The sequence below is a fragment of the Comamonas avium genome, from assembly GCF_014836675.1.
Lineage (GTDB): Bacteria > Pseudomonadota > Gammaproteobacteria > Burkholderiales > Burkholderiaceae_C > Comamonas > Comamonas avium.
Window position 1 is genome coordinate 164,764 of the sequence record NZ_JACSQK010000004.1, and the last position, 22,456, is coordinate 187,219.

Genomic DNA, 22,456 nt, shown 5'->3' on the forward strand with positions numbered 1-22,456 from the left:
GCCTGTAACGCTTGTGCAGTCAGCGCATACAGCTACTTTTTATGCAGGGATGAACGACCTTGCGCAGCACTTCGCCCCAAGTACGCAGGGACAACGCCCATTCCTCTCGTGCAGCCGGGCTCCTACCATTTATCCATCTCCCATTTGACTTGCCCCCTCAGAGCCTGCATGCAGATCATCTCCCAGCCCAGCACCGAACAACACCTTCCCTTCTCCACCCTTTTGCCCGCCTTGGAGCGCATGTTCATTGACGGTTGCCAGGTACCGCTGCGCCACAACCACGCCATCCCCGGCAGCACGGACGATGACAACGGCATCATGCTGCTGATGCCAGCCTGGCAAACCGGCCAGCATCTGGGCGTCAAAACCGTCTCGATCTTCCCCGGCAACCACCGCAAGGGCTTGCCCGGACTGCACTCGGTCTACATCCTGTACGACGCCAGCACGGGCCAGCCTCTTGCCGTGCTGGATGGCGACACCATCACCTCGCGCCGCACTGCTGCCGCGTCAGCGCTGGCTGCCCGCTGGCTCAGCCGCCCTGATGCCAAAAAGCTGCTGGTGGTGGGCACCGGCCGCGTCGCCAGCCTGCTGCCCCACGCCTACCGCTGCGTGCGCGAGCTGCAAACGGTGGAGGTGTGGAACCGCAACCCCGCCAGTGCCCACGCACTGGTCGAACGCCTGAACGCCCAAGGTATTGCCGCAAAGCACGCTCCTGACCTGGAAGCCGCCGTGCGCCGTGCCGACATCGTCAGTTGCGCCACGCTGGCCACTGCCCCACTCATTCGCGGTGAATGGCTGCAGCCCGGCACGCACCTGGACTTGATCGGCAGCTTCACCCCCGCCATGCGCGAGAGCGACGGCGACTGTCTGCGCAAAGCCAGCGTGTTTGTAGACACCACCGAAGCCCTGCTCAAAGCGGGCGACCTGCTAGGCGCCATCGACGAAGGCGCATGGGCCAAAGAGCAACTGACTGCCACGCTGGAGCAACTGTGCCGTGGCCAGCACGCAGGCCGCCGCAGCGCGCAGGAAATTACGCTTTTCAAATCAGTAGGCAGCGCGCTGGAGGATTTGGCTGCTGCGTCGCTGGCATATGGTGCATGGGAAGGGGCGGCTGCTGTGAATGGGCAGGGGTAAGGCACTGGATGGCAGAGCTGCGCCATACAAGTGCTTATGTTTTCTGTTTATATGGGTTTTGGCTATTAGCGCTTATGGGGTGCCCGTTGGTAGCTATTTATTTTTTATGCTGCACTGGCTTTGAGGGCAGGGGTCGGTTTGTCGCACCGACGGGCGAGTCGCTTTCTTGTTCGCGACAAGAAAGTGACCAAAGAAGCGCGTCTGCCGACGGCTTCCGGCGGAACTCGCTACGCGCTGGCAGCGCTGCGCTCAGACAGCCGCCGGAAGTTTGAGGGACTTCCTTTGCTCAACATCCACGGGCACGCCAGTCCTTCGGCTGGCGTGCATTGCCAGTATTGCGCCTCTTGATGCGGGGAAGTAGGTGGCACTGCCGTGTTTACGTCTTTGAATGATTCATAGTGTTTTCGGCTGGCAGCTCTTATGGAATTTGCGTTAGTAGCTATTCATTTTTTAGGCTGCACTGGCTTTGAGGGCAGAGGTCGGTTTGTCGCACCGACGGGTGAGTAACTTTCTGGCTTCGTCCAGAAAGTCACCAAAGATACGACTCTGCCGAGGGCTGTCCGGCGGAACTCGCTACGCGCTGGCAGCGCTGCGCTCAGACAGCCGCCGGAAGTTTGGGGGACTTCTTTTTCTGAACAGCCACGGGCACACCAGTCCTGCGGCTGGTGTGCATTGCCAGCATTACGCCTCTTGATGCAGGTAAGTAGGTGGCACTGCCGTGTTTACGTCCTTGAATTATTCATAGGGTTTTGGGCTCAAAGCGCTTTCAAAAACATGAAGCACAAATTAAAAAGTCTGCTAACTCCAACTAAAGAGTTAACAGCCTTTTCAGCCTCTAGCGCTTACCCAGCAAGCGCTAAAAGCTATCAAACCCTCAAAGCATCACTCCACGCGGAACACACCATTGGGCTTAAACGTCCACCCTGTCGTCTTCCCCTTGGACGCCCGTTTACCCAAAGCAGCATTCAAAGACCGAATCTCCAGCGATTCTTCCTTGACCTTGCCACCGCGCCCCACACCCGTGATGCGTACCGAGTGGGTATAGGCCGCAGCGCCTGCCAGCGCATCGCCCTCGTCAATCTTCATCAGTTGCAGGCCACGCCCACCGGACATGAGCTTGAGCTCTGACAAGGCATAGCTCAAAACATTGCCACTGGTGCTCACGCACGCCACGTGCGTGGCTTCAGGCAGATCCACGCTGCCGTTGGTGCCACCAATCACCGATGGTGCGCACAGGGTTTCGCCGTCTTGGATGGTGACAAAAGCCTTGCCCGCCTTGTTGCGGGCGCACATGGATTCCAGCTTGGCAATAAAGCCGTAGCCGCCGCTGCCACTCATCAGCAGTTGCGCGGTCAGGGGGCCAGCAAAGTAGCTGGCAATGGTGGTACCGGCTTCCAGATCAATCAGGGTGTTGATGGGCTGACCATCACCACGGCCACCGGGCAGGCTGGCCACCGCCACGCTGTACACACGGCCGTTGTTGCCAAAGACGATGAGCTGATCGACCGTGCGGCACTCGAACGTGCCCCACAGCGCGTCACCCGCCTTGAAACTGAAGTTGCCCGCCTCATGACCATGGCCCTTGTGGGTGCGCACCCAGCCCTTGTCAGAGACGATGACGGTGACGGGTTCGTCCGGCACCTTGATCTCGGCGGTGACTTTCTTTTCCTCCTGGATGAGCGTGCGGCGCTCGTCGGCAAAGGTCTTGGCGTCGGCTTCAATCTCTTTGACCATCAGGCGCTGCAGGCTCTTGGGGTTGGCCAGAATGTCTTGCAGCTTGCCTTCTTCTTCGCGCAGCTCTTTGAGCTCTTTCTCGATCTTGATGGCTTCCAGCCGGGCAAGTTGGCGCAGGCGGATTTCCAGAATGTCTTCGGCCTGCCGATCTGAAAGATCAAAGCGCTCAATCAGCGCGGCCTTGGGCTCGTCGCTGCCCCGGATGATGGCAATCACCTCGTCGATATTGAGCAGAACGATCTGGCGGCCTTCCAGAATGTGGATGCGGGCCTGCACCTTCTCCAGACGGTGCTGCGAGCGGCGGGTAATGGTGCTCTGGCGGAAATCAATCCACTCTTCCAGCATGCGGCGCAGCGACTTTTGCACGGGCTTGCCGTCCAGACCGATCATGGTCAGGTTGATGCTGGCGCTGGTCTCCAGGCTGGTGTGGGCCAGCAAGGCGGTAATCAGGTCTTGCTGTGGCGTTTTGCCGGTCTTGGGCTCTATCACCAGGCGCACGGCGGCGTCTTTGCTGGATTCGTCGCGCACACCGTCCAGCACCGAGAGGATGGTGGCCTTGAGTTGCTGCTGGTCCTGCGTGAGCGCTTTCTTGCCGGTCTTGACCTTGGGGTTGGAGAGTTCTTCGATCTCTTCCAGAATTTTTTGCGACGACACACCGGGCGGCAGCTCGTTGACCACCATTTGCCACTGGCCGCGCGCCAGCTCTTCAATGCTCCAGCGGGCGCGCACCTTCAGGCTGCCGCGGCCCGTGGTGTAGGCGTTGCGAATGTCTTGCGCGCTGCTGATGATCTGACCGCCGCCGGGGTAGTCGGGGCCGGTGATCAGGGTGTACAGCTCGTCATCGCTCAGCGTGGGTTTTTTGACCAGCGCCACGCAGGCATCGGCCACTTCGCGCAGGTTGTGGCTGGGGATTTCGGTGGCCAGACCCACGGCAATGCCGCTGGCGCCGTTGAGCAGCGAAAACGGCAATCGGGCGGGCAACTGCTGTGGCTCTTGCGTGCTGCCGTCGTAATTGGGCACAAAGTTGACCGTGCCTTCGTCAATCTCATCGAGCAGCAGCGTGGTGATTTTGGACAGCCGCGCTTCGGTGTAACGCATGGCGGCTGCGCCGTCACCGTCGCGGCTGCCGAAGTTGCCTTGCCCATCCACCAGCGGGTAGCGCTGCGAAAAATCTTGCGCCATCCGCACCAGCGCGTCGTAGGCTGACTGGTCACCGTGGGGGTGAAAACGACCAAGCACATCACCCACCACACGGGCTGATTTGACGGGTTTGGGGGCGGTGTTGTTGTTAGGGCCGCTAAAGCTCAGGCCCATGCGATCCATGGCGTACAGAATGCGGCGCTGCACGGGTTTCATGCCGTCGGCCACATCGGGCAGGGCGCGGCCCTTGACCACGCTCAGTGCGTATTCCAGATAGGCACGCTGGGCGTACTGGCCCAGCTCCAGGGCGTCCCCTGACGCCTGGGTGGCTAAATCCAACAAAGGGGCTGCGGGCTGCTGGCCAGGTACTTCGACTTCGGGTTGATCGCTCATGGTTTCTTAGTTTTTGACAGCAGTGGCGGGCGTCTCCTCCAACGCGTACGCCCTGCTGGATTGTTGTGCGGCAGGCGATGTCAGTTGTTCACATCATCAGCGGCCGGAATGGTCATGCGAAAACGGTTGCTGTCCGTAGGGCTGCGTGTCAGTTGTGCACTGCCCCCATACAGGCCCATACCGTTGTTGGCAATCAAATTGGGTTGCAGGCTAGCGTACAAGGTCATCACCGTTTTGACGTAGTTCTGGGTTTCTTTGTAAGGCGGAATTTTGTTGCCATAGCGCTGCACCGCGCCTTCACCCGCGTTGTAGGCGGCCACAACCAGGTCGGTACGCCCCGGAAATAGACCCTGCAGGTAGCGCACATAACGTGCACTGACAGGCACGTTGATGGCCGGGTCCTTGAGCTTTTGCACGATGGAGCGCTGCTTGTCGCCCTCCAACCCAAAGCGGGCTGCCGTATCTGGAATCACCTGCATCAGGCCAATCGCACCCTTGGGCGATACCGCCGTGGCGTTAAAGCCCGACTCTGCTGTGGCAATGGCCTTGAGCAGTTGCTCATCAACACCCAATTTCGAGGCCGCCGCACGGATGTGCTTGGCGTGGAGTTTGTAGCCACTGCTATTGGCAAAGTACCGGGTGGCGGCGCTACGATCTTTTTCGGAGGCTTCTGCTAGCCGGTAGGCTGCAGCGCGTATATCGACAAACAGGGGGCCATCGCCGGGCTCCAGGTCATTCATTGAAAAGCGGTGATAGCGCTCGTCCACGCGTTCATTGGCGTAGTGCAAAACACCGTTGTCCTCGACGAAAAACCAGGTATCAGCATGGGCCAGTGACACGCTGAACAAACCCACAGCTGCACTCACGGCGCGCAACCAGTTGCTGTGCAGGCACGCTGACGCAGACTGGGTGCCATTGCGCTTGGCTATAGGAGACTGAATCGTGTTAGTCATCACTCACATTTAACACGGGGCTGGCGATGTCTCCAAGCCCCATGCGTTAAAACCGCGTGGGGATGTCGCCCATCGCGCCCCTGTGCTGAAGATGCCGTCAGACGAATGCGCATGCACATGGCAGACGTTAAATATCCACCTCGACCGCATCACCGTGCAGCTCCATCAGCTCTCGGCGGGCAGCCGCTTCTCCTTTACCCATAAGCTGGCCAAAGATGTGGGCAGATGCCTCAGCGTTCAGACTTTGAACCTGCACCGGCAGCAGACGCCGGGTGTCGGGGTTGAGCGTGGTTTCCCACAATTGCTCAGCGTTCATCTCGCCCAGGCCCTTAAAGCGGCTGATCTGACATTTCTCGCGCGGAACGCCTTCTTTGGCGGCCTTGTCGAGAATGGCGTGCAGCTCGCCATCATCCAGCGCATACACCTTGGTCGCTGGTTTTTTGCCACGCGCAGGCACATCCACCCGGAACAAGGGAGGCAGCGCAATGTGAACGTGGCCCGCTTCGATCAGCTTGGGGAAATGCTTGAAGAACAAGGTCAGCAGCAGCACCTGAATGTGCGAGCCGTCCACATCGGCATCACTCAAGATGCAAATCTTGCCGTAACGCAGGCCAGACAGATCAGGCGTGTCATTCGGGCCGTGGGGGTCCACGCCGATGGCCACTGAAATGTCATGAATTTCGTTGTTGGCAAACAGGCGGTCGCGATCCACCTCCCAGGTGTTGAGCACCTTGCCGCGCAAAGGCAGCACGGCCTGCGTCGCTTTGTTGCGCCCCATTTTGGCGGAGCCACCGGCAGAGTCACCCTCCACCAGAAACACTTCGTTGTCGGCCAGATCACGGCTTTCGCAGTCGGTCAGCTTGCCGGGCAGCACGGCCACGCCAGAGCCTTTGCGCTTTTCAATCTTCTGACCAGCCTTCTGGCGAATTTGCGCAGCCTTGATGGCCAGTTCGGCCAGCTTCTTGCCATGTTCAACATTGGCGTTGAGCCACAGCTCCATGGCGGGCTTCACAAAACCCGAAACCAGACGCACGGCATCACGGCTGTTGAGCTTTTCTTTGACCTGACCCTGAAACTGCGGATCAAGCACCTTGGCGCTCAAGACAAAGCTGGCACGCGCAAATACGTCGTCCGGCATGAGCTTGACGCCCTTGGGCAGCAGCGCATGCAGCTCGATAAAGCCTTTGACGGCCTGAAACAAGCCATCGCGCAGGCCGCTTTCGTGCGTACCACCCGCCGTGGTGGGAATCAGGTTGACGTAGCTCTCGCGCACGGGGGCACCCAGCTCCGTAAAGGCCAGGCACCAAGCGGCACCCTCACCTTCGCTGAACGTATCGCTGTGCTTGTCAGCAAAGCCTTCGCCTTCAAGCAGCGGAATGACGGGGTCAGCCACCAGCGTTTGCGAAAGGTAGTCTTTAAGACCGCCCTTGTACTGCCACTGCTGAACGTCTTTGTTCTTTTCGTTGGTCAGTGTCACGCTGACACCGGGCATGAGCACGGCTTTGGAGCGCAGCAGGTGCACCAGCTCGCCCATGGGCAAGTGGGGGCTGTCAAAGTATTTGGCATCTGGCCAAGCGCGAACGGTGGTGCCCTGCTTGCGGTCACCACTGGCCATGGGGCGTACGCTCAAAGGCTCGATCACATCGCCGCCCGAGAAAGTCAGACTGGCGACTTTCCCGTCGCGAAACACGGTCACTTCCAGCCGCGTGGACAGCGCATTGGTCACCGAGACGCCCACGCCATGCAAGCCACCAGAAAAGCTGTACGCTCCTCCGTTGCCCTTGTCGAACTTGCCGCCCGCATGCAGGCGGGTAAAGACCAGCTCGACCACAGGGGCACCCTCTTCAGGATGCAGGCCAAAAGGAATGCCACGGCCATCGTCTTCCACACTGACGGAGCCGTCGGTGTGCAAGGTGAGTTTGATTTTTTTGCCGAATCCGGCCAAAGCCTCGTCGGCGGCGTTGTCAATCACCTCTTGCAGGATGTGCAAGGGGTTGTCGGTACGGGTGTACATGCCGGGACGCTGCTTGACGGGCTCCAGGCCCTTGAGCACGCGGATTGAGCCTTCCGAATAAGCGGATGCAGGAGTAGAGGGTTTAGCTGCCATGGGGGCGGATTGTAATTCCGGCCACAGCTCAGTGCTGGATAAATTCACAGTAACCAAGACTAGACTCCGTGTAGCGAAGGCGGCATCGTGCCATCCGAAGGCTGGAATATGCAATCCATATCGCACATGTTGCAGCTTTTACCGACGCATTTCGCTACATTGTTTGGCATGCAAAACAACACACAACAATCATCCACCCAGCAATTGCCCATGCTGCAAGTGCTGCTGTGCGGGGGCATGGTCGTCACACTGGCCATGGGCATACGCCATGGTTTTGGGCTGTGGTTGCTGCCCATCACCCAGGACATGGGCTGGACGCGAGAGAGTTTTTCGCTGGCCATTGCGATTCAGAACCTGTCGTGGGGCATTTTTGGCATCTTCGTGGGCATGATTGCCGATCGCATTGGCGCCTTCAAGGTGCTCATTTGCGGCTCCGTCCTGTATGCACTGGGGCTGATTGGCATGGCCCTGTCGCCCAGCACCCTGATGTTTGCACTGACGACCGGCGTGGTTATTGGCGCAGCACAGGCAGGCACAACGTATGCGGTGATTTATGGCGTGCTGGGGCGGCAAATTCCTGCGGCACGGCGCAGCTGGGCCATGGGGGTTACGGCTGCAGCCGGATCATTTGGTCAGTTTTTCATGGTGCCAGTGGAAGGCACGCTGATTGCGCAGTTTGGCTGGAGCAATGCGCTGCTGATTCTGGCTGCCATGGCACTCATTATTTGCGTGCTTGCGTTTGGCCTGCGCGAACCGGGCTTCACGGGAGGCGCCGCACCCAAGCGCGAACAGACCATTGGACATGCCCTGAAAGAGGCATGGACCAACCCCAGCTTTGTGCTGCTGCTGGCGGGCTACTTTGTCTGCGGCTTTCAGGTGATGTTCATTGGCGTGCACATGCCCAGCTACCTCAAAGACTTTGGCATGGCACCTCACGTGGCCAGCATTGGTCTGGCGCTGGTAGGACTGTTCAACATTTTTGGCACCTATCTGGCAGGCAATCTGGGGCAAAAATACCCCATGCACAAGCGCTATGTGCTGTCGGGCATTTACGGCATGCGCTCGGTAATCACCGTGCTTTTCTTGCTGATACCGCTGACCGAATGGTCGGTGTACATCTTCACTGCTGCCATGGGCTTTCTGTGGCTGTCCACCGTGCCGCTGACCAATGCCACGATTGCACAAATCTTTGGCGTGCAGCATCTGTCCATGCTGGGGGGCTTTGTATTTTTCAGCCACCAGATTGGCAGCTTCATGGGCGTATGGCTGGGTGGCTATCTGTATGACATGAACGGCAATTACGACATGGTGTGGTATCTGTCGATTGCCTTGGGCATCTTTGCTGCGCTGGTCAATCTGCCGGTGCGTGAAACCGCTTTGGTGCGCCAGCCGACGGCATCAGCGTAATATTGACCACCATGCATACCCAAACCACGCCCACACCACCAGCGCTGCCTTTGTGGCTGCGAGCGTTGATCTGGGCGGGGGTTCTAGCGATCTTGCTGGCGGTGTTTGCCCTGTACACACGCCCAGAATTCATGCTCACACTGGCAGATCAGGTTTGGGCCTGCTTCTAAGCTGAGGAAACACTCCCGGCGGCATGGCCGGGAGACTGCTTTGCCTCGCATCATCATCACAGGCGCTTCGGACGGCATTGGCGCTGAAATGGCACGCCAGCTGGCGCACACCCACCACGAACAATTGCAACTGGTACTGGCGGCCCGCGACGCTGCCAAGCTGCAAGCCGTCGCATTAGAGTGCCGGGCCGCCAAAGCCCAGGTACTGGTGGTACGCACCGATGTAGCAGACCAAGCGCAGTGCCGCGCGTTGATTGCACAAACGGTGCAGGCCTTTGGCGGGATTGACTGTCTGATCAACAACGCAGGCATCTCTGCCCACGCCATGCTGGCTGATGTGAGCGCAGAGCATTTGCAATGGTACGAACAGCTGATGCGCGTGAACCTGTGGGGCAGTGTGTGGTGCACGCATGCTGCGTTGCCGCATTTGCAGGCTTCGCGCGGGCGCATCGTGGCGGTGTCTTCACTGGCAGGGCTGGTGGGTGTGCCGGCGCGTACTGCCTACAGTGCCAGCAAATTTGCCATGGTGGGCTTTTTTGAAGCCCTGAGGGCCGAGCTCAAACCCAGCGGCGTGAGCGTCACGCTGGCCTACCCCGGCGTGGTGGACACGCGCATCCGTTACCACGGCTACAACGCCCAAGGACAGGCCGCAGGTGTGAGCGGCCTCAAAGAAGACAACGCCATGCCTGTGTCAGAGTGCGCGCATCTGATCATCCGCGCCATGCACGCCCGCCAGCGTGAAGTGGTGATGACCACCAAAGGCAAGCTGGGCCGGTGGATCAAACTGATAGCGCCGGGCTGGGTAGAAAACATGGCCCTGGCAGCTGTGAAACAAGACAGTCGCCCGCATTAAAACCCTGCACTGCAGCGCATATAGTGGGCTGCATATGTTTTGCCCTTCTCCTTTGCCCCTCAGTATGCTTGCCACGGCCGCTGCACCTTCCGAATGGATTCAACGCTTTAGTCACGTCATTCCCCCTGCTTCGCAGGTGCTCGATGTGGCCTGTGGCAGGGGCCGCCACGCGGCGTTTCTGGCTGAACTGGGCCATCAGCTGACAGGGGTTGATCGTGATGCACAGGCCTTGGCGCACTTGCCCGCCAGCGTACGCGCCCTGCACGCCGATATAGAAAATGCCCCATGGCCCTTGCCCGAGCAGCAATTTGATGCGGTGGTTGTCACCCACTATCTGTGGCGCCCCTTGTGGCCCCAGATTCTGGGCAGCGTGCGCGATGGCGGCGTACTGATCTACGAAACCTTTGCGCAGGGCAATGCAGCTTTCGGCAAACCGTCGCGCCCTGACTTCTTGCTCGCGCCCGGTGAATTGCTGCAGGTCTGCAATGGCTGGCAGGTAGTGGCCTACGAGCATGGCCTGCGCAGCCAGCCTGACCGTGTGGTGCAGCGCATCGTGGCCATCAAGCCCGGTGCTGCGCACAGCGCACCCGTGCCGCTTACGGCCTGAAGACTGACGCCCCTACCTCAAGCCGCCGCCGCTGCGCGCAGGGCACTACCGCCTTTTAGTTTTTCTGCAATTTCATGCCTGCTTACGCCCTGCTGCTTGCCCACGATGAATTCCCCAGTTCCAGCACCCATTGGCCTGTCGAGCCCGGTGGCGTTTGCGATGGCTGGGCCGAATGGTTCGACACCACGCCCCTGCTGTTTAGCGTACTCATGGGCGACGCCCAACAGTTGCCAAAACAGGTGCCCTGCAGTGCCTACGAAGATAAAGATGCGCTGTCTGCACTGGTGGCGCCCATGGCACAGGTCAAGGCGCGCTGGCAATGGCTCAAGGCCTGCATGGAGCCGCTGCCCAGCCACTGGTCGGCATCGATGTGCGCGCAGTGGCAAGCCATGGACAGCACCATCACCACCAGCCAGCGCCAATGGCTGCTGCTCGATAGCGCCATGCTGTGCCCGCATGATTTTGACGAGCCAGAGTTCGCCCACTTTCTGCATGCTCAGCGCGATGTGTGCCGGCAATGGGATGGACACACACCTGTTTTGCCAGAAGCACTTCAAATTTTGAAGCAAGACCCGCACGCACAACTGGGCTGGTGGAGCCCTGCAGTCATTGCCCGCACCGCAGCGATTGAGCAAGACGATGAACAAGACTGGCCCGCTTGGCTGGTCGAGCATTACACGCTGCGCCACTTTGGTGCCTGGGATGAGCAGACGCAGACTTATTGCGTCGTGCCCAAGCGCCACCCCAGCACGGGGCTGCCGCCCCACAGCGAAGATGAGCGCATGAGTTTGCCCGTGGGCATGGTCACGCCCTATGGTCGCTGGCTACAGCACCCGGATGACGGTGCGCATCTGGTGTTTGCGTCCCACGGCTACATCAGCGTATGGCAGCCCGAAAGTGTGCCGGGTGCAGGGGCTGTATCGGGTCTGAAAGATTTCAATGGCTTGTGGGTACTACCACCTACTGCGGGCTATCTGAACGCCATGGCCCTCACCCCGCACGTGATGCAATGCAAGTCACCACAAGCGCCTGACGCCTACGATCTTTACAGCCTGCCCGGCTTGGTGCCGCTGCACACAGCCGTTACCGACGCCAGTTACAGCGCTGACACCGATGGTGTGATGCGCATCAGCTGCCAAGCAGCCGATGGCAACACCACCATGCAGGTCCTCAATCCACAGGGCCAGCCGCTTTTTGACAGCACGTATGCGCACATCGGGGAGTTCAACCTTAAGACTGGCTTGGCCGTGGCCTGGCGCCGCATCGCACCCTCCGATGACAAAGACCAGACAAACAGCCGCTTTGGTGAAGGTGTGGTGCACCTCTGCGGCAAAGAAATCATGGCCTGCACTTACGAGCGGATTGAACGCGGCTTTAACGATTCGCCCCCCAAAGTTTTGCCTGGCAGCAAGCTGCTGGCCTTTACGCACCAGGGCCAGCCCCACATCTACAACACCCAGGGCAAGCTGCTGAGCAGCCCCGACATCTGGTGTTCGCACCTGCACCGCAAGCTGCAAAAAAATGCGCTGATGGCGTTCATGGGTGAACGCCCCGGGGCACAAATGGGCATGTTTTCCATCAAAGACTTCAGCTTCACGCCCACGGGTGAAACATGGCAAGACTATGACGACGCATTGCAAGGCGTGATCCAGCGCCTCAGGCAAGCACCTTTGCCCGCAACCACCGAAACCATCACACGCGCAGCGCTGATCAAGGCACAAGACGCCGACTGGATGCAGCGCATGGCGACCATCGTGTGTCTGGGCCAGCCCACTGCCAGCGCACAACTGCTGCAAGACTGGCGCGACTGCGTGGCGCATCCAGATGCTCAAGTTCTCAGCGGGGAATCAGAAGACGAAGAGGCTGCGGCACCGGGCGAGCAAGACATCAAGTTGCCTGATGGCGACAACTTTTACACCTTGTACTGGTTGCACCTGCAGGCGATTGCCGCGCAGTTTGCGCATATCGACTGGAAAGACACCGACGCCCTGCGCAGCAGCACCTGGCTGTCAGGCGCGCACGACTGGCACTGGGACAAAGACCTTCAAGGTGATGCCATCAGCGATGGCTTTGCCAGCCTGGCCCAGCATCTGGCGCCCCAGGGCCTGGCATTGCTGCACTTGCCCTGCAGCGACGACGCCTGGCGCTATGCCGTCGTGCGCAGCCAAGATGCGCCTGAATTGATCACGATGCTGGGGCAAGCGGCGCGGCATGCCTGGGTAGAAACCACCAGCGAGCCATGGACCGAAGACTGACCTTCATCACTAAAAAAAGAGCAGCTAGCGACCATGGTCTGGAACTTTCAAAGTCTTAACTACCCCAATGACATATAAATCAAGCGCTAGTAGCTCTTTTTTTACAAGCATCTGACCCGTATACCGTCAAATGTGTGCCTGCTTTAGGGTCTCCCTGCACAAAACGCATGCGGCGCACGCAGGCGCAGTCGTTAGAATGTCCTTTTCCCGATTTCTCTCGCGGTCATGACCACACCTACAGTCGCCCTGAAGGGCAGCATCGTTGCCCTAGTCACCCCCATGTATGAGGACGGTAGCGTCGACTACCCCAGCCTGCGCAAACTGATCGACTGGCACATCGCCGAAGGCACGAACTGCATCGGCGTAGTGGGCACCACGGGCGAATCCCCCACCGTGAATGTGCAAGAGCACTGCGAGATTATTCGTGTGTCTGTGGAACAGGCCGCAGGCCGCGTGCCAGTGATGGCCGGCTGTGGTGCCAATAGCACCCACGAGGCGATCGAACTAGCCAAGTTTGCCAAGAGCGTAGGTGCCGACAGCCAGCTGCAGGTGGTGCCCTACTACAACAAGCCCACGCAAGAAGGCCAGTACCAGCACTTCAAGACCATTGCCGAAGCCGTGGGCGACCTGCCCATGATGCTCTACAACGTTCCCGGACGCTCCGTTGCTGACATGCAGCACGACACCGTCCTGCGTCTGGCCCAGATCGACAGCATCTTTGGTATCAAGGAAGCCACCGGCAACATCGAACGTGCTCAGTGGCTGATCCGCGATGTGCCACAGGGTTTTGGCGTGTACTCTGGTGATGACCCCACCGCCGTTGCACTGATGCTGTGTGGTGGCCACGGCAACGTGTCCGTCACCGCCAACGTGGCACCCCGCTTGATGAGCGAGCTGTGCGCTGCTGCGCTGGCTGGCAACGTCCAGCGCGCCATGCAAATCCAGTTCCAGCTGATGCCCCTGCACAAACAACTGTTTGTAGAAGCCAATCCAATTCCCGTGAAATGGGCAGTCTCGCGCATGGGCCACTGTGGCGGCACTTTGCGCTTGCCCATGACAGCGTTGTCTGCCAGCAATCAGCCTGTGGTAGAAACCGCGCTGCGCAATGCTGGCTTGATTTAATCCAGAACTGTTTTTTCCGTTTTTTGCACCATCCGAGGAAATTCCGCGTGAAAGTGACCCAATACACCACCCGTTTGAGCCTGATCGGCTTGGCTGTTGCACTGTCTGCTTGCTCTGTCATTGAAGAAAGCAAGATCGACTACAAGAGCGCCAAGAAGGCCAGCACGCTGGAAGTACCTCCAGATCTGACGCAGCTGACCAAAGACACCCGCTACAGCGCTGCGCCTGACCGTTCTGTGTCGGCCGTTGCACTGCAGGCGGGCCAGGCACAAGTGCCCACCATTGAACGCGCAGCGCCTTTGCAAGTCGGTGACGTGCAAATCATGCGTGACGGCGACAAGCGCTGGCTGGTGGTAGACCGCCCGGCAGACCAGCTGTGGGAGCCCACCCGCGAGTTCTGGCTGGACCACGGCTTTAACCTGTCGCAAGAAAAAGCCGATCTGGGCATCATCGAAACCGACTGGGCCGAAAACCGCGCCAAGCTGCCGCAGGACATCATCCGCTCCACACTGGGCAAGGTGTTTGACTCGCTGTACTCCACCAGCGAGCGCGATCGTTTCCGCACCCGTCTTGAGCGACGCACCGATGGCAAGACCGAGATCTACATCACGCACCGCGGCATGGAAGAGGTCTACAGCAACAGCAACAAAGACTCCACCATCTGGCAACCCCGCGCTGCAGACCCTGAGCTGGAAACTGAATTCCTGCGCCGTCTGATGATCAAGCTGGGCACGACTGAAGAGCAGTCACGTGCTCTGGTCGCAGCCGACAAGACCACTGTTGCATCTTCTGCAGCGGCTTCGGCACAAATCACTACCGTCAACGGTCAGCCTGCTGTGCAGCTGGACGAGCCTTTTGACCGTGCATGGCGCCGCGTGGGTGTGGCGCTGGACCGCACCGGCTTTACCGTTGAAGACCGCGACCGCTCCAAGGGCGTGTACTTTGTGCGCTACGTAGCGCCCAATGCCAACATGGAGACCAAGAAGGGCTGGTTCAGCGGCTGGTTCAGCAGCAAGCCTGAGAACAAGCCTGGTCAGTACCAGATTACAGTACGCAGTGAAGGCAACAAAACCCAGGTCACCGTGCTGGATGACAAGGGACAGCCAGAAAAACAGGCAGCCCAACGCATCGTGCGCGTGATTGCTGACGACTTGAAGTAATTCGCCTCAGCGCCAAGCTACAAAAAAACCGCTCGCCGCAAGGTGGAGCGGTTTTTTTGTACTGCACAAGGATGCACAGCCTTAAGCTCAAAGCTCAAAGCTCAAAGCTCAAAGCTCAAAGCTCAAAGCTCAAAGCTCAAAGCTCAAAGCTCATGGCCTCTTAAGAATCAGGCAAAGAAAAACCCGCTGTGCATGCACACAGCGGGTTTTAAGCATTTCAACCCCTGCACTGGGCAGAGGTTGCTGCTGGGCCAATTACTTGGCAGCTTCGATAGCAGACTTGGCAGCTTCAGCAGCCTTGTCAGCTTCAGCCTTAGCAGCTTCAACAGCCTTGTCAGCTTCAGCCTTGGCAGCGTCCACAGCGTTTTCAACTTGTGTTTGAGCAGCGTCAGCAGCTTGCTCAATCTTTTCCACAGCAGGAGCTTCAGCAGCAGGAGCCACTTCAGCAGCAGGAGCTGGAGCTTCTACAGCAGGTGCTGCGGGAGCAACAGGAGCTTCTTCCTTTTTGCCGCAAGCGACCAAAGCAGCAGAAGCAATCACGGTAGCCAAGATCAGAGCTTTTTTCATATCAATACCTCGAAGGGTGAAAAATGGGTTGAGGCTGCGCATTAGTTGATGCAGCGATTCCTACCTCCCGCAACACCGCCACACTGTATTCAATGGACGCTGATTGCGGGATTCCTTTGTCTAACGGGGCAGTTACAAATTTGGTTTACAGGGTTTCGCGACTAAATTTGTAACAAAAAGACAATTACTTGGCCACGCTGTCTGCCCAGCCCGCATCGACCCAGGAAGAAAGCAGCTCCAGCGCGTCATCACTCAATTGCTGCACCTCGCGGTGCGAGAGCTGGCGCTCATCGGCCAGCTTTTGCATCAGCTTGGCATCCTTGCCAGCAGCCAGATAGCTCTCGCCGTTGATAAAGATGTGCTTTTCGTCATACAGCATGCGGGTGCGGCGATTCAGACGCACACCCTCGAGCAGCGCAAAGTCTTGGGCAGGCTCAAACCAGACGTTCTGCTTGGGGTCGCTCATGTACTCGCCCAGCGCACGCTCCAGCGCCAAAGGCTCTGCCAGAGCCTTGGCCAGTGCTTGCCGCGCAAACTCATACATCTGCACAGGAATTTCGCCAGGATTGCTCACCGCTGCCTGCTTGGGGTCCTTGTAGACCACATCTTTAGGGCATTCATCGGGTGCATCGGACATGCGCAGGAAAATCTCGCGCGCCATCTCATCTTGCTTGGGCGAGCGAAAGCCAATCGAGTACGTCATGCACTCGCCTTGTGCAATGCCGTCGTGCGCCCACTTGGGTGGCAGGTACAGCATGTCGCCGGGCTCCAGCACAAACTCTTCTTCAGGCTCGAAGTTGGTCAAGATCTTCAGCGGCACGCCTTGCTGCAGCGTGAAGTCTTTCTGACGACCAATGCGCCAGCGGCGCTTGCCGTGGGCTTGCAGCAAAAATACGTCGTAGTTATCAAAGTGCGGACCTACGCCACCTTGGTCGGTGGCGAAGCTGATCATCAGATCGTCCATGCGCGCATCGGGAACAAAGCGGAACTGCTGCAGCAGCTCATGCGCTTGTTCATTGTGCAAATCAACACCTTGCACCAGCGCTGTCCAGCCTGGCTTGCTCAAAGAAGGCAGCGAGCGGCGCGAGAAGGGGCCATGCGACAGCTTCCACTCACCACCACCCAGCTGTTCAATCAGGCGTGCCTCCACGCCTTCTTCACCCGCCATGGCCAGCAGCTGGGCGCGGTTCAAAAATGGCTTGAAGCCCGGGATGGCCTGGCGAATCAAGAGGGGTTTCTTGTGCCAGTAGGTGCGCATGAATTTCTCGGGCGAGATGCCGCCCAGCAGCGTCAGAGGAGCTTTGGTGTCCATATGCTTTGTCTGTTGTGGGGCACAGGCCAACACCCGGTGCCAACATAAAGAAATCGCCAGCAGCACTGGCGATGAATGGTGCTATTTTCCTATGGAGCGCAGCCGCACTGTTTGCGCCGACGCAATGCCAGTGCTTGAATCAGGCCGATGCTATCGCCATGCACTACATGCGGCTGGCGGTGCGCCAGTACAATTTGGGGCTTTTTTGGCAGCCTGCGCCACTGCTGGCTGACCACTCATCACAAGGTATGGATATGGAAATCACCGAACAATGCGTGGTCGCACTGACCTGGACCCTCAAAGACACTCTGGGCGATGAACTGGATGTGCTGGAAGAGCCGGTGGACTTCCTGGTTGGCGGCGACGACCTGCTCAAGCGGATTGAAGAAGCGCTGCAAGGCCACGTGGTGGGCGATACGCTGCAACTGCACCTGGAACCTGAGGATGCATTTGGCGACTACATCGACAAATTGATTTTTCTGGAACCCCGCAAGCTGTTCCCCGCCGAACTGGAAGAAGGCATGACCTTTGAAGGCAGTGCCCTGCCCCAAGGCTGCAACCCCGAAGCCCCCAAGGACGCGCTGTACACCGTGACCGATATCTACCCGGAACACGTGGTGCTGGACGGCAATCACCCCCTGGCGGGCATCGCCTTGCGCATCGAGATCAAGGTTGAAGCCGTGCGCGAAGCCACGGAAGATGAAATTGGCCGCGGCAGTGCGGGTACTGGATTTTTCCGCATTCAGCCCCAGGCACCTGGCAGCAACCTGCTGCATTAAATACAGGCTGCGCACACCGGCGCACACCACGCCAAGCCCACCTGAAGGTGGGCTTTTTTGATGCCACGGCACCCACACCACACCTGTAAAGTCCAGCCGATTGCGCGCGGGCACCGGCAATAGCCGTGCAGCACGCGCAATCCACGCCAGGTCATCAGCACTCAGCGCATCTGAAACGCCTCTTGATGGACATGCCAGCCACGCTGCTGGCGCGCCTGCCGGTGTATGACCTGCCCGAGTCCTGCGGGGCCGCACACCCAGATATCCAGCGCTGCGCCATGCTCCAGCAGATGTGCCGGCCGCAGATACTGGCCTTGCGCCGCGTCATGCACCTGCAGTGTCACGGCGGGCTGTGCGCTGGCGCACAGAGACTGCAGCCGCGCCAGCAGCGGGTCTTGCGCCGCGTTGCGCGTGCAATAGTGCAAATGGGCTGGCTGCAAGTTTTCCGGTTTGATCACACCTTTCTGGCGTGCCTCCAGCAGCGCTAAAAAAGGCGTGATGCCTACCCCGCCAGCCACCCATATCTGTGCACGGGCACAAGCGCCCTGTCCATCAAATTGACCATACGGACCTTCAATACGCACCTGCTGCCCCGGCTGCAAAGCCGCATGCAGAGCACGCGTGTAATCGCCCAAAGGTTTGATGACCAGCCGCAGCAGCGCTCGTCCATCCGGGGCTGCTCCACAACTGCCGGGCGCGCTGGCAATGGTGAACGGGTGCGGCCCCTCCAGCCCGTCAAAACTGGCAAACACAAACTGACCTGGATGGTGCCCTTTCCAGCTCGCAGGCATGGCACACAGCACCTCCAGCGGGTCCTGCCCAGCTTCGGCTCCCAGAAGCTGTACAGCGTGCACCTGCGCCTTATGGCTGTTCCCCCCTTTACCGATGCGCCCGGCCAGCGACCACAGCGCAGCCGCAGTGCCCAGCGTCAGCAGCACGGCCATCAAGGCCCCCATAGGGAGCTGCCACAACGACAGCGGCATCAAAGCCAAAGAGTGAAATGCCAGCAGCACATACAACACAGGCATCACGCGGTGCACACGCCGCCAGGGCTTGTAAGGCAGCAGCCGCTGCCACAGCGTCAGTATGACCAGCACCAGCAGTGCGTAAAACGCCCATTCACCGAAATCTTTGGCAACTCCACGCCAATCTACGGCCCAGCTCAAAACGGCATCCCGCGCTGGCCGTGCGGCAGTCCCCCAGATATCTTTGATCCAGCCACTGGACTCCTTGGCGCCCCAGTGCAGTACAGCCGCCACGGCTGCCGCAATACCTGCCCACTTATGCAGGCGATAGACCTGATCCATTCCTCCCAGTGGGCGCTCCATCCACGGACGGCGCAGCGACAGCACCATGACCAGTGACATCATGCCAATGCTCCAGACACCACTGAGGTACAGCGCGTGCTGGCGCAACTGCCACCACAATGCAGGCTCCGTGCTGCTGGTCACCTCTGCAAAAGGGCCCGCCACAGCCACCCATGCAAGGGTCAGCAGCAGCCCCCAGATTCCCAACGCGACAGGCACTCGCATACATCCTCCTTATTGCTTTTGTACGAAACAGCAGCGCCAGCCCTGAACTGGCTGGCCCTGCTTCCTGGGGGTCAATGCTTGATGCGGTTGCGCAGCACTGCGCCCGTATTGCCGTCTATTTCAAGCTTCACACGCGCACCCTGGGCATTGCGGGCCTTGACCTCATAGCGGCCATCCGACCACTCAATCTCACGCAGATCCCGATAGCCTGCTGCCTCAAGGCGGTCATAGACATCCCGGATCGTCAACTGCGGCACCTGCACTGCATGCGCTGTGGCAGCGGACATGGACGTTGGCGGGGTAGCCACCGGTGCGCTGGGCGCCGTAGACTGGGCCATAGCGCCTGTAGCCAGGCCAGCCAGCAATGACGCTGCTGCCATACGGCGAACCCAGCGTGATGTCAGAGGTTGGTGCATTTTCATGGTGATGAGCTCCTTGCTGATGGTGTTGATGACCAGCACCGCGCTGGTCTGAATGCATTGTTCAAAACCCTCGGTGAACCCAAGCTGAAGCGAATGTTCATGTTCCATTCATCTGCATCCCGGTATAAAACAACGATGTCTACCTCTTTCAGGAGCCTGTGCCATGGCTGCTCAACGCGCACTTTCAAGGACTCGCACCCGCCTGCTGGCTGTGCTGGGCAGCCTCACGCTGGGCAGTGCCCTGTGGGCTGGCGCTGTGCTGGGGTTCCCTGCCGCGCACTCTGATGAAAGCGACCATGAGCTGGCGCGTCAGGCATTGCAGCAGGGCAAGGTGCTGCCACTGCGCACCGTGCTGGACCAGGTGGAGCGTCAGTACCAGGGCCAGGTCGTCAAGGTGGAGTTTGAACACGAGGATGGCCGCTTCATCTACGAAATGCGCCTGCTGCAGGCCAATGGCCAGCTGACCAAGCTCAAGATCGACGCCGTTGACGGACGCATCCTTAAAGCACGTCGCAAAGGACAGGACTGATGCGCATCCTCGTAGTTGAAGACGAACCCACTTTGCAGGCCCAGCTGATGCAGGCGATTGAAGCTGCAGGGCACACCGTAGAAACCGCCGCTGACGGCGCCACTGCGCGCTATCTGGGGGAAGTTGAAGATTTTGACGCCGTGGTGCTCGACCTGGGCCTGCCAGTGGTCGATGGGCTGAGCGTGCTGCGCCACTGGCGTGCGCAGGGGCGCCAGATGCCCGTACTGATTTTGACGGCGCGCAGCGCCTGGCATGAAAAAGTCTCAGGCATGGACGCCGGTGCCGACGACTATCTGGCCAAGCCTTTTCACATGGAAGAGCTGCTGGCCCGGCTGCGGGCATTGCTGCGAAGGCTGTCCCCGCACAGCAGTGCACTGTGGCAATGCGGCAGTATCGTGCTGGACACACGTCAGGCCACCGCCTCAGTCGATGGCTTGCCACTGGCACTGACCAGCCACGAATTCAAGATCTTGTCCCTGCTCATGCAGCGCGCCGGAGAAGTGCTCTCGCGCACCGAGCTGTCCGAGCACCTGTACCCGCACGACAGCGAGCGAGACTCCAACACCATCGAGGTCTTTGTGGGCCGCCTGCGCAAGAAACTGCCCCCCGGCAGCATTGAAACTGTACGCGGGCTGGGCTACCGCCTGCACCCCGCTGGAGGAGTCCAGTGAGACTGCCCGCCTCTTTGTCCCTGCGCCACGGCTCTCTGCGCAGGCGGCTGCTGCTGGGCACCTTCGTCTGGATTGCCGTAGCCATTGTGGTGGCCGGCTGGGGGCTGCGAGGTCTGTTTCAGGAACACGTCAACCAGCAACTGCAAGATCAGCTGGTGGGACAGCTGAATCAGCTCAGCGCAGCCGTCAACTTCGATGCCAGCAACCGGCTGGAGGTTCAGCCCCTGACTGGTGACGCACGCTGGAACACCCCGCTGTCCGGCCTGTACTGGCAAGTGGATGTGCTGCCCCCAGACGGCCCAGCCCAGCTGGGCGCAGTGCGCTCACGCTCACTGTGGGACCAGGTCTTGCCGCTGCCTGCAGATACCGCCTTTCCCGGCACCTCACGCAGCGGTTACGCCGTGCTGCATCTGCAAGATCCGCAGCACCATGAGCTGCTGGCTGTCAGCCGCCCGGTGCAATTGCCCGAGGCCCAAGCCCCCTTGCTGCGTCTGACTGTGGCCGCCGACCAGGCATTGGTGGCCGAGCCCATACAGCGCTTTACCACCATGCTGCTGGCCGCACTGGGCAGCTTGGCAGCAGGCTTGCTGCTGGCCGTAGCGGTGCAACTGCAGCTGGCACTGCGCCCGCTGGATGTGTTGCGCCAGCGCCTGACTGCCGTGCGCACCGGCGCAGCCACGCAACTGGACGGCCAGTTTCCCGATGAGCTGCAACCCCTCATCAACGAGTTCAACCACGTGCTGGGGGCCAACGCCGACATCGTGCAGCGCGCCCGCACCCAGGCTGGCAATCTGGCCCATGCCGTGCACACCCCGCTGAGCATTCTGGGCAACGCTGCCGCACAGGAAAACAGCCCGCTTGCGCAACTGGTGCAAGAACAAGTGGCCACCGCCCAGCGCCAGGTGGACTACCACCTGGCCCGTGCGCGAGCAGCCGCTGCCATTCGCGCCACAGGTTTGCGCACACCCGTGCAAGGCCCTGTGCAAGCCCTGCTTCGCACCATGCAGCGGTTGCATGCGGCACGCGATGTGCAATTTGAACAAACGGGCAACGCCAGCGATCTGGCTTTTCGCGGTGAAGCACAAGACCTGTTCGAAATGCTGGGCAACCTGCTGGACAACGCCGGCAAATGGGCGCGCAGCCGCGTGCAGCTGCATGTTGAGCGCGACGGTGTGCAACTGTGCTTTACCGTGGATGACGATGGCCCCGGTATCCCTGCCGACCAGCGCCAGCAGATTTTTGCGCGCGGCCAGCGGCTCGATGAGCAGCGCCCTGGCGCAGGGCTGGGCCTGGACATCGTGCGCGAACTGGCGCATACCTACAGCGGAACGGTTTCGGCAGATGCCTCGCCGCTGGGCGGGCTGCGCATGCGGCTGTGCCTGCCCGCTGCGCTGGACGATACTGTGCAAGAGGCGAATGCACCAGAGCCCACGTGATTTTAAAAGTGAGCTGTCAGCGCTTTATACACAAGCAATTTCGCATCAAATAATGCTGAAATCCTTTACCTATAAGCGCTACCAGCTATAAAAACAACAGCCTGCGGCACCGTGCAGATGCGGCAGGCTGTGTGCTGTCACGCATGGAGCGTGAGAGCGTGACTAAAGTGACA

General features: G+C 59.6%; 19 protein-coding genes. 12 read left to right on the plus strand and 7 right to left on the minus strand.

What is annotated here, in order from left to right:
- Nucleotides 1–168: 168 nt before the first annotated feature.
- Entirely contained in the window at nt 169–1,134 is a 966-nt protein-coding gene (locus tag H9646_RS08505) for an ornithine cyclodeaminase family protein (protein WP_191722938.1), read from the plus strand.
- Nucleotides 1,135–2,016: 882 nt separating this feature from the next.
- Here H9646_RS08505 and parC read toward each other — a convergent pair.
- The 3 genes from parC to H9646_RS08520 form a co-directional block, all read right to left on the minus strand.
- Complete coding sequence (gene parC, locus H9646_RS08510) at nt 2,017–4,401, minus strand: DNA topoisomerase IV subunit A (RefSeq protein ID WP_191722939.1); 2,385 nt, start codon at nt 4,399–4,401, stop codon at nt 2,017–2,019.
- Between the two features lie 80 nt (nt 4,402–4,481).
- Complete coding sequence (locus H9646_RS08515; protein ID WP_191722940.1) at nt 4,482–5,354, minus strand: lytic transglycosylase domain-containing protein; 873 nt, start codon at nt 5,352–5,354, stop codon at nt 4,482–4,484.
- Between the two features lie 127 nt (nt 5,355–5,481).
- Nucleotides 5,482–7,461 carry a DNA topoisomerase IV subunit B gene (locus tag H9646_RS08520; protein WP_191722941.1) on the minus strand — a complete coding sequence of 660 codons (1,980 nt, stop codon included), beginning with the start codon at nt 7,459–7,461 and terminating at the stop codon, nt 5,482–5,484.
- Between the two features lie 210 nt (nt 7,462–7,671).
- Here H9646_RS08520 and H9646_RS08525 point away from each other — a divergent pair, with 210 nt between their 5' ends.
- From H9646_RS08525 to bamC, 7 genes are all read left to right on the plus strand, one after another.
- A complete protein-coding gene (locus H9646_RS08525) occupies nt 7,672–8,868 on the plus strand; it encodes an MFS transporter (RefSeq protein WP_191723258.1) in 1,197 nt (398 codons plus the stop codon).
- 11 nt (nt 8,869–8,879) lie between these two features.
- Nucleotides 8,880–9,038, plus strand: coding sequence for a hypothetical protein (locus H9646_RS08530; protein ID WP_191722942.1), 159 nt, complete (start codon nt 8,880–8,882; stop codon nt 9,036–9,038).
- 40 nt (nt 9,039–9,078) lie between these two features.
- The gene (locus tag H9646_RS08535) at nt 9,079–9,891 is read left to right on the plus strand and encodes an SDR family oxidoreductase (RefSeq protein WP_191722943.1); all 813 of its coding nucleotides are present in this window, start codon (nt 9,079–9,081) and stop codon (nt 9,889–9,891) included.
- A gap of 64 nt (nt 9,892–9,955) precedes the next feature.
- A complete protein-coding gene (locus H9646_RS08540) occupies nt 9,956–10,498 on the plus strand; it encodes a class I SAM-dependent methyltransferase (protein ID WP_225214069.1) in 543 nt (180 codons plus the stop codon).
- A gap of 74 nt (nt 10,499–10,572) precedes the next feature.
- On the plus strand, nt 10,573–12,753 hold the full coding sequence (locus H9646_RS08545; protein ID WP_191722945.1) for a DUF6630 family protein: 2,181 nt from the start codon (nt 10,573–10,575) through the stop codon (nt 12,751–12,753).
- Between the two features lie 225 nt (nt 12,754–12,978).
- Nucleotides 12,979–13,875: a 4-hydroxy-tetrahydrodipicolinate synthase gene (gene dapA / locus H9646_RS08550; RefSeq protein ID WP_191722946.1), complete on the plus strand. Its 897-nt coding sequence runs from the start codon at nt 12,979–12,981 to the stop codon at nt 13,873–13,875.
- Nucleotides 13,876–13,928: 53 nt separating this feature from the next.
- Nucleotides 13,929–15,035 (plus strand): outer membrane protein assembly factor BamC, encoded by a 1,107-nt coding sequence (gene bamC, locus H9646_RS08555; protein WP_318244914.1) that lies wholly within the window; start codon nt 13,929–13,931, stop codon nt 15,033–15,035.
- A 255-nt stretch (nt 15,036–15,290) separates the two neighbouring features.
- Here bamC and H9646_RS08560 read toward each other — a convergent pair whose 3' ends face one another.
- Both H9646_RS08560 and H9646_RS08565 read right to left on the minus strand, forming a co-directional pair.
- The gene (locus H9646_RS08560) at nt 15,291–15,602 is read right to left on the minus strand and encodes a hypothetical protein (RefSeq protein WP_191722948.1); all 312 of its coding nucleotides are present in this window, start codon (nt 15,600–15,602) and stop codon (nt 15,291–15,293) included.
- Between the two features lie 184 nt (nt 15,603–15,786).
- Nucleotides 15,787–16,914, minus strand: a complete 1,128-nt coding sequence (locus tag H9646_RS08565) for a cupin domain-containing protein (RefSeq protein WP_191722949.1) — start codon at nt 16,912–16,914, stop codon at nt 15,787–15,789.
- A 254-nt stretch (nt 16,915–17,168) separates the two neighbouring features.
- On the opposite strand from H9646_RS08565, the gene H9646_RS08570 reads away from it, so the two are divergent.
- Complete coding sequence (locus H9646_RS08570; protein WP_191723259.1) at nt 17,169–17,693, plus strand: FKBP-type peptidyl-prolyl cis-trans isomerase; 525 nt, start codon at nt 17,169–17,171, stop codon at nt 17,691–17,693.
- 161 nt (nt 17,694–17,854) lie between these two features.
- Here the strand turns inward: H9646_RS08570 and H9646_RS08575 are convergent, their stop codons facing one another.
- Together H9646_RS08575 and H9646_RS08580 are read right to left on the minus strand one after the other, a co-directional pair.
- Nucleotides 17,855–19,225, minus strand: coding sequence for a ferredoxin reductase family protein (locus H9646_RS08575; RefSeq protein WP_191722950.1), 1,371 nt, complete (start codon nt 19,223–19,225; stop codon nt 17,855–17,857).
- Nucleotides 19,226–19,296: 71 nt separating this feature from the next.
- Nucleotides 19,297–19,755 (minus strand): PepSY domain-containing protein, encoded by a 459-nt coding sequence (locus H9646_RS08580; protein ID WP_225214071.1) that lies wholly within the window; start codon nt 19,753–19,755, stop codon nt 19,297–19,299.
- Between the two features lie 55 nt (nt 19,756–19,810).
- Here H9646_RS08580 and H9646_RS08585 point away from each other — a divergent pair, with 55 nt between their 5' ends.
- Genes H9646_RS08585 through H9646_RS08595 form a run of 3 tightly spaced genes read left to right on the plus strand, consistent with a single transcriptional unit; the run spans nt 19,811 to nt 22,283 of the window.
- The gene (locus H9646_RS08585; protein WP_191722951.1) at nt 19,811–20,176 is read left to right on the plus strand and encodes a PepSY domain-containing protein; all 366 of its coding nucleotides are present in this window, start codon (nt 19,811–19,813) and stop codon (nt 20,174–20,176) included.
- Nucleotides 20,176–20,847 carry a response regulator transcription factor gene (locus tag H9646_RS08590; protein WP_191722952.1) on the plus strand — a complete coding sequence of 224 codons (672 nt, stop codon included), beginning with the start codon at nt 20,176–20,178 and terminating at the stop codon, nt 20,845–20,847. Before H9646_RS08585 ends, H9646_RS08590 begins: the two co-directional genes overlap by 1 nt.
- A complete protein-coding gene (locus tag H9646_RS08595) occupies nt 20,844–22,283 on the plus strand; it encodes a sensor histidine kinase (protein WP_287914781.1) in 1,440 nt (479 codons plus the stop codon). The genes H9646_RS08590 and H9646_RS08595 overlap by 4 nt, the downstream gene beginning before the upstream one ends.
- The last annotated feature ends 173 nt before the right edge of the window (nt 22,284–22,456 follow it).

What these genes read in the sequence shown, in the direction of transcription:
- H9646_RS08505 (WP_191722938.1), top strand. Translation starts at nt 169, where the DNA reads ATGCAGATCATCTCCCAGCCCAGCACCGAACAACACCTTCCCTTCTCC.
- parC (WP_191722939.1), bottom strand. Translation starts at nt 4,401, where the DNA reads ATGAGCGATCAACCCGAAGTCGAAGTACCTGGCCAGCAGCCCGCAGCC.
- H9646_RS08515 (WP_191722940.1), bottom strand. Translation starts at nt 5,354, where the DNA reads ATGACTAACACGATTCAGTCTCCTATAGCCAAGCGCAATGGCACCCAG.
- H9646_RS08520 (WP_191722941.1), bottom strand. Translation starts at nt 7,461, where the DNA reads ATGGCAGCTAAACCCTCTACTCCTGCATCCGCTTATTCGGAAGGCTCA.
- H9646_RS08525 (WP_191723258.1), top strand. Translation starts at nt 7,672, where the DNA reads ATGCTGCAAGTGCTGCTGTGCGGGGGCATGGTCGTCACACTGGCCATG.
- H9646_RS08530 (WP_191722942.1), top strand. Translation starts at nt 8,880, where the DNA reads ATGCATACCCAAACCACGCCCACACCACCAGCGCTGCCTTTGTGGCTG.
- H9646_RS08540 (WP_225214069.1), top strand. Translation starts at nt 9,956, where the DNA reads ATGCTTGCCACGGCCGCTGCACCTTCCGAATGGATTCAACGCTTTAGT.
- H9646_RS08545 (WP_191722945.1), top strand. Translation starts at nt 10,573, where the DNA reads ATGCCTGCTTACGCCCTGCTGCTTGCCCACGATGAATTCCCCAGTTCC.
- dapA (WP_191722946.1), top strand. Translation starts at nt 12,979, where the DNA reads ATGACCACACCTACAGTCGCCCTGAAGGGCAGCATCGTTGCCCTAGTC.
- H9646_RS08560 (WP_191722948.1), bottom strand. Translation starts at nt 15,602, where the DNA reads ATGAAAAAAGCTCTGATCTTGGCTACCGTGATTGCTTCTGCTGCTTTG.
- H9646_RS08565 (WP_191722949.1), bottom strand. Translation starts at nt 16,914, where the DNA reads ATGGACACCAAAGCTCCTCTGACGCTGCTGGGCGGCATCTCGCCCGAG.
- H9646_RS08570 (WP_191723259.1), top strand. Translation starts at nt 17,169, where the DNA reads ATGGAAATCACCGAACAATGCGTGGTCGCACTGACCTGGACCCTCAAA.
- H9646_RS08575 (WP_191722950.1), bottom strand. Translation starts at nt 19,225, where the DNA reads ATGCGAGTGCCTGTCGCGTTGGGAATCTGGGGGCTGCTGCTGACCCTT.
- H9646_RS08580 (WP_225214071.1), bottom strand. Translation starts at nt 19,755, where the DNA reads ATGGAACATGAACATTCGCTTCAGCTTGGGTTCACCGAGGGTTTTGAA.
- H9646_RS08585 (WP_191722951.1), top strand. Translation starts at nt 19,811, where the DNA reads ATGGCTGCTCAACGCGCACTTTCAAGGACTCGCACCCGCCTGCTGGCT.
- H9646_RS08590 (WP_191722952.1), top strand. Translation starts at nt 20,176, where the DNA reads ATGCGCATCCTCGTAGTTGAAGACGAACCCACTTTGCAGGCCCAGCTG.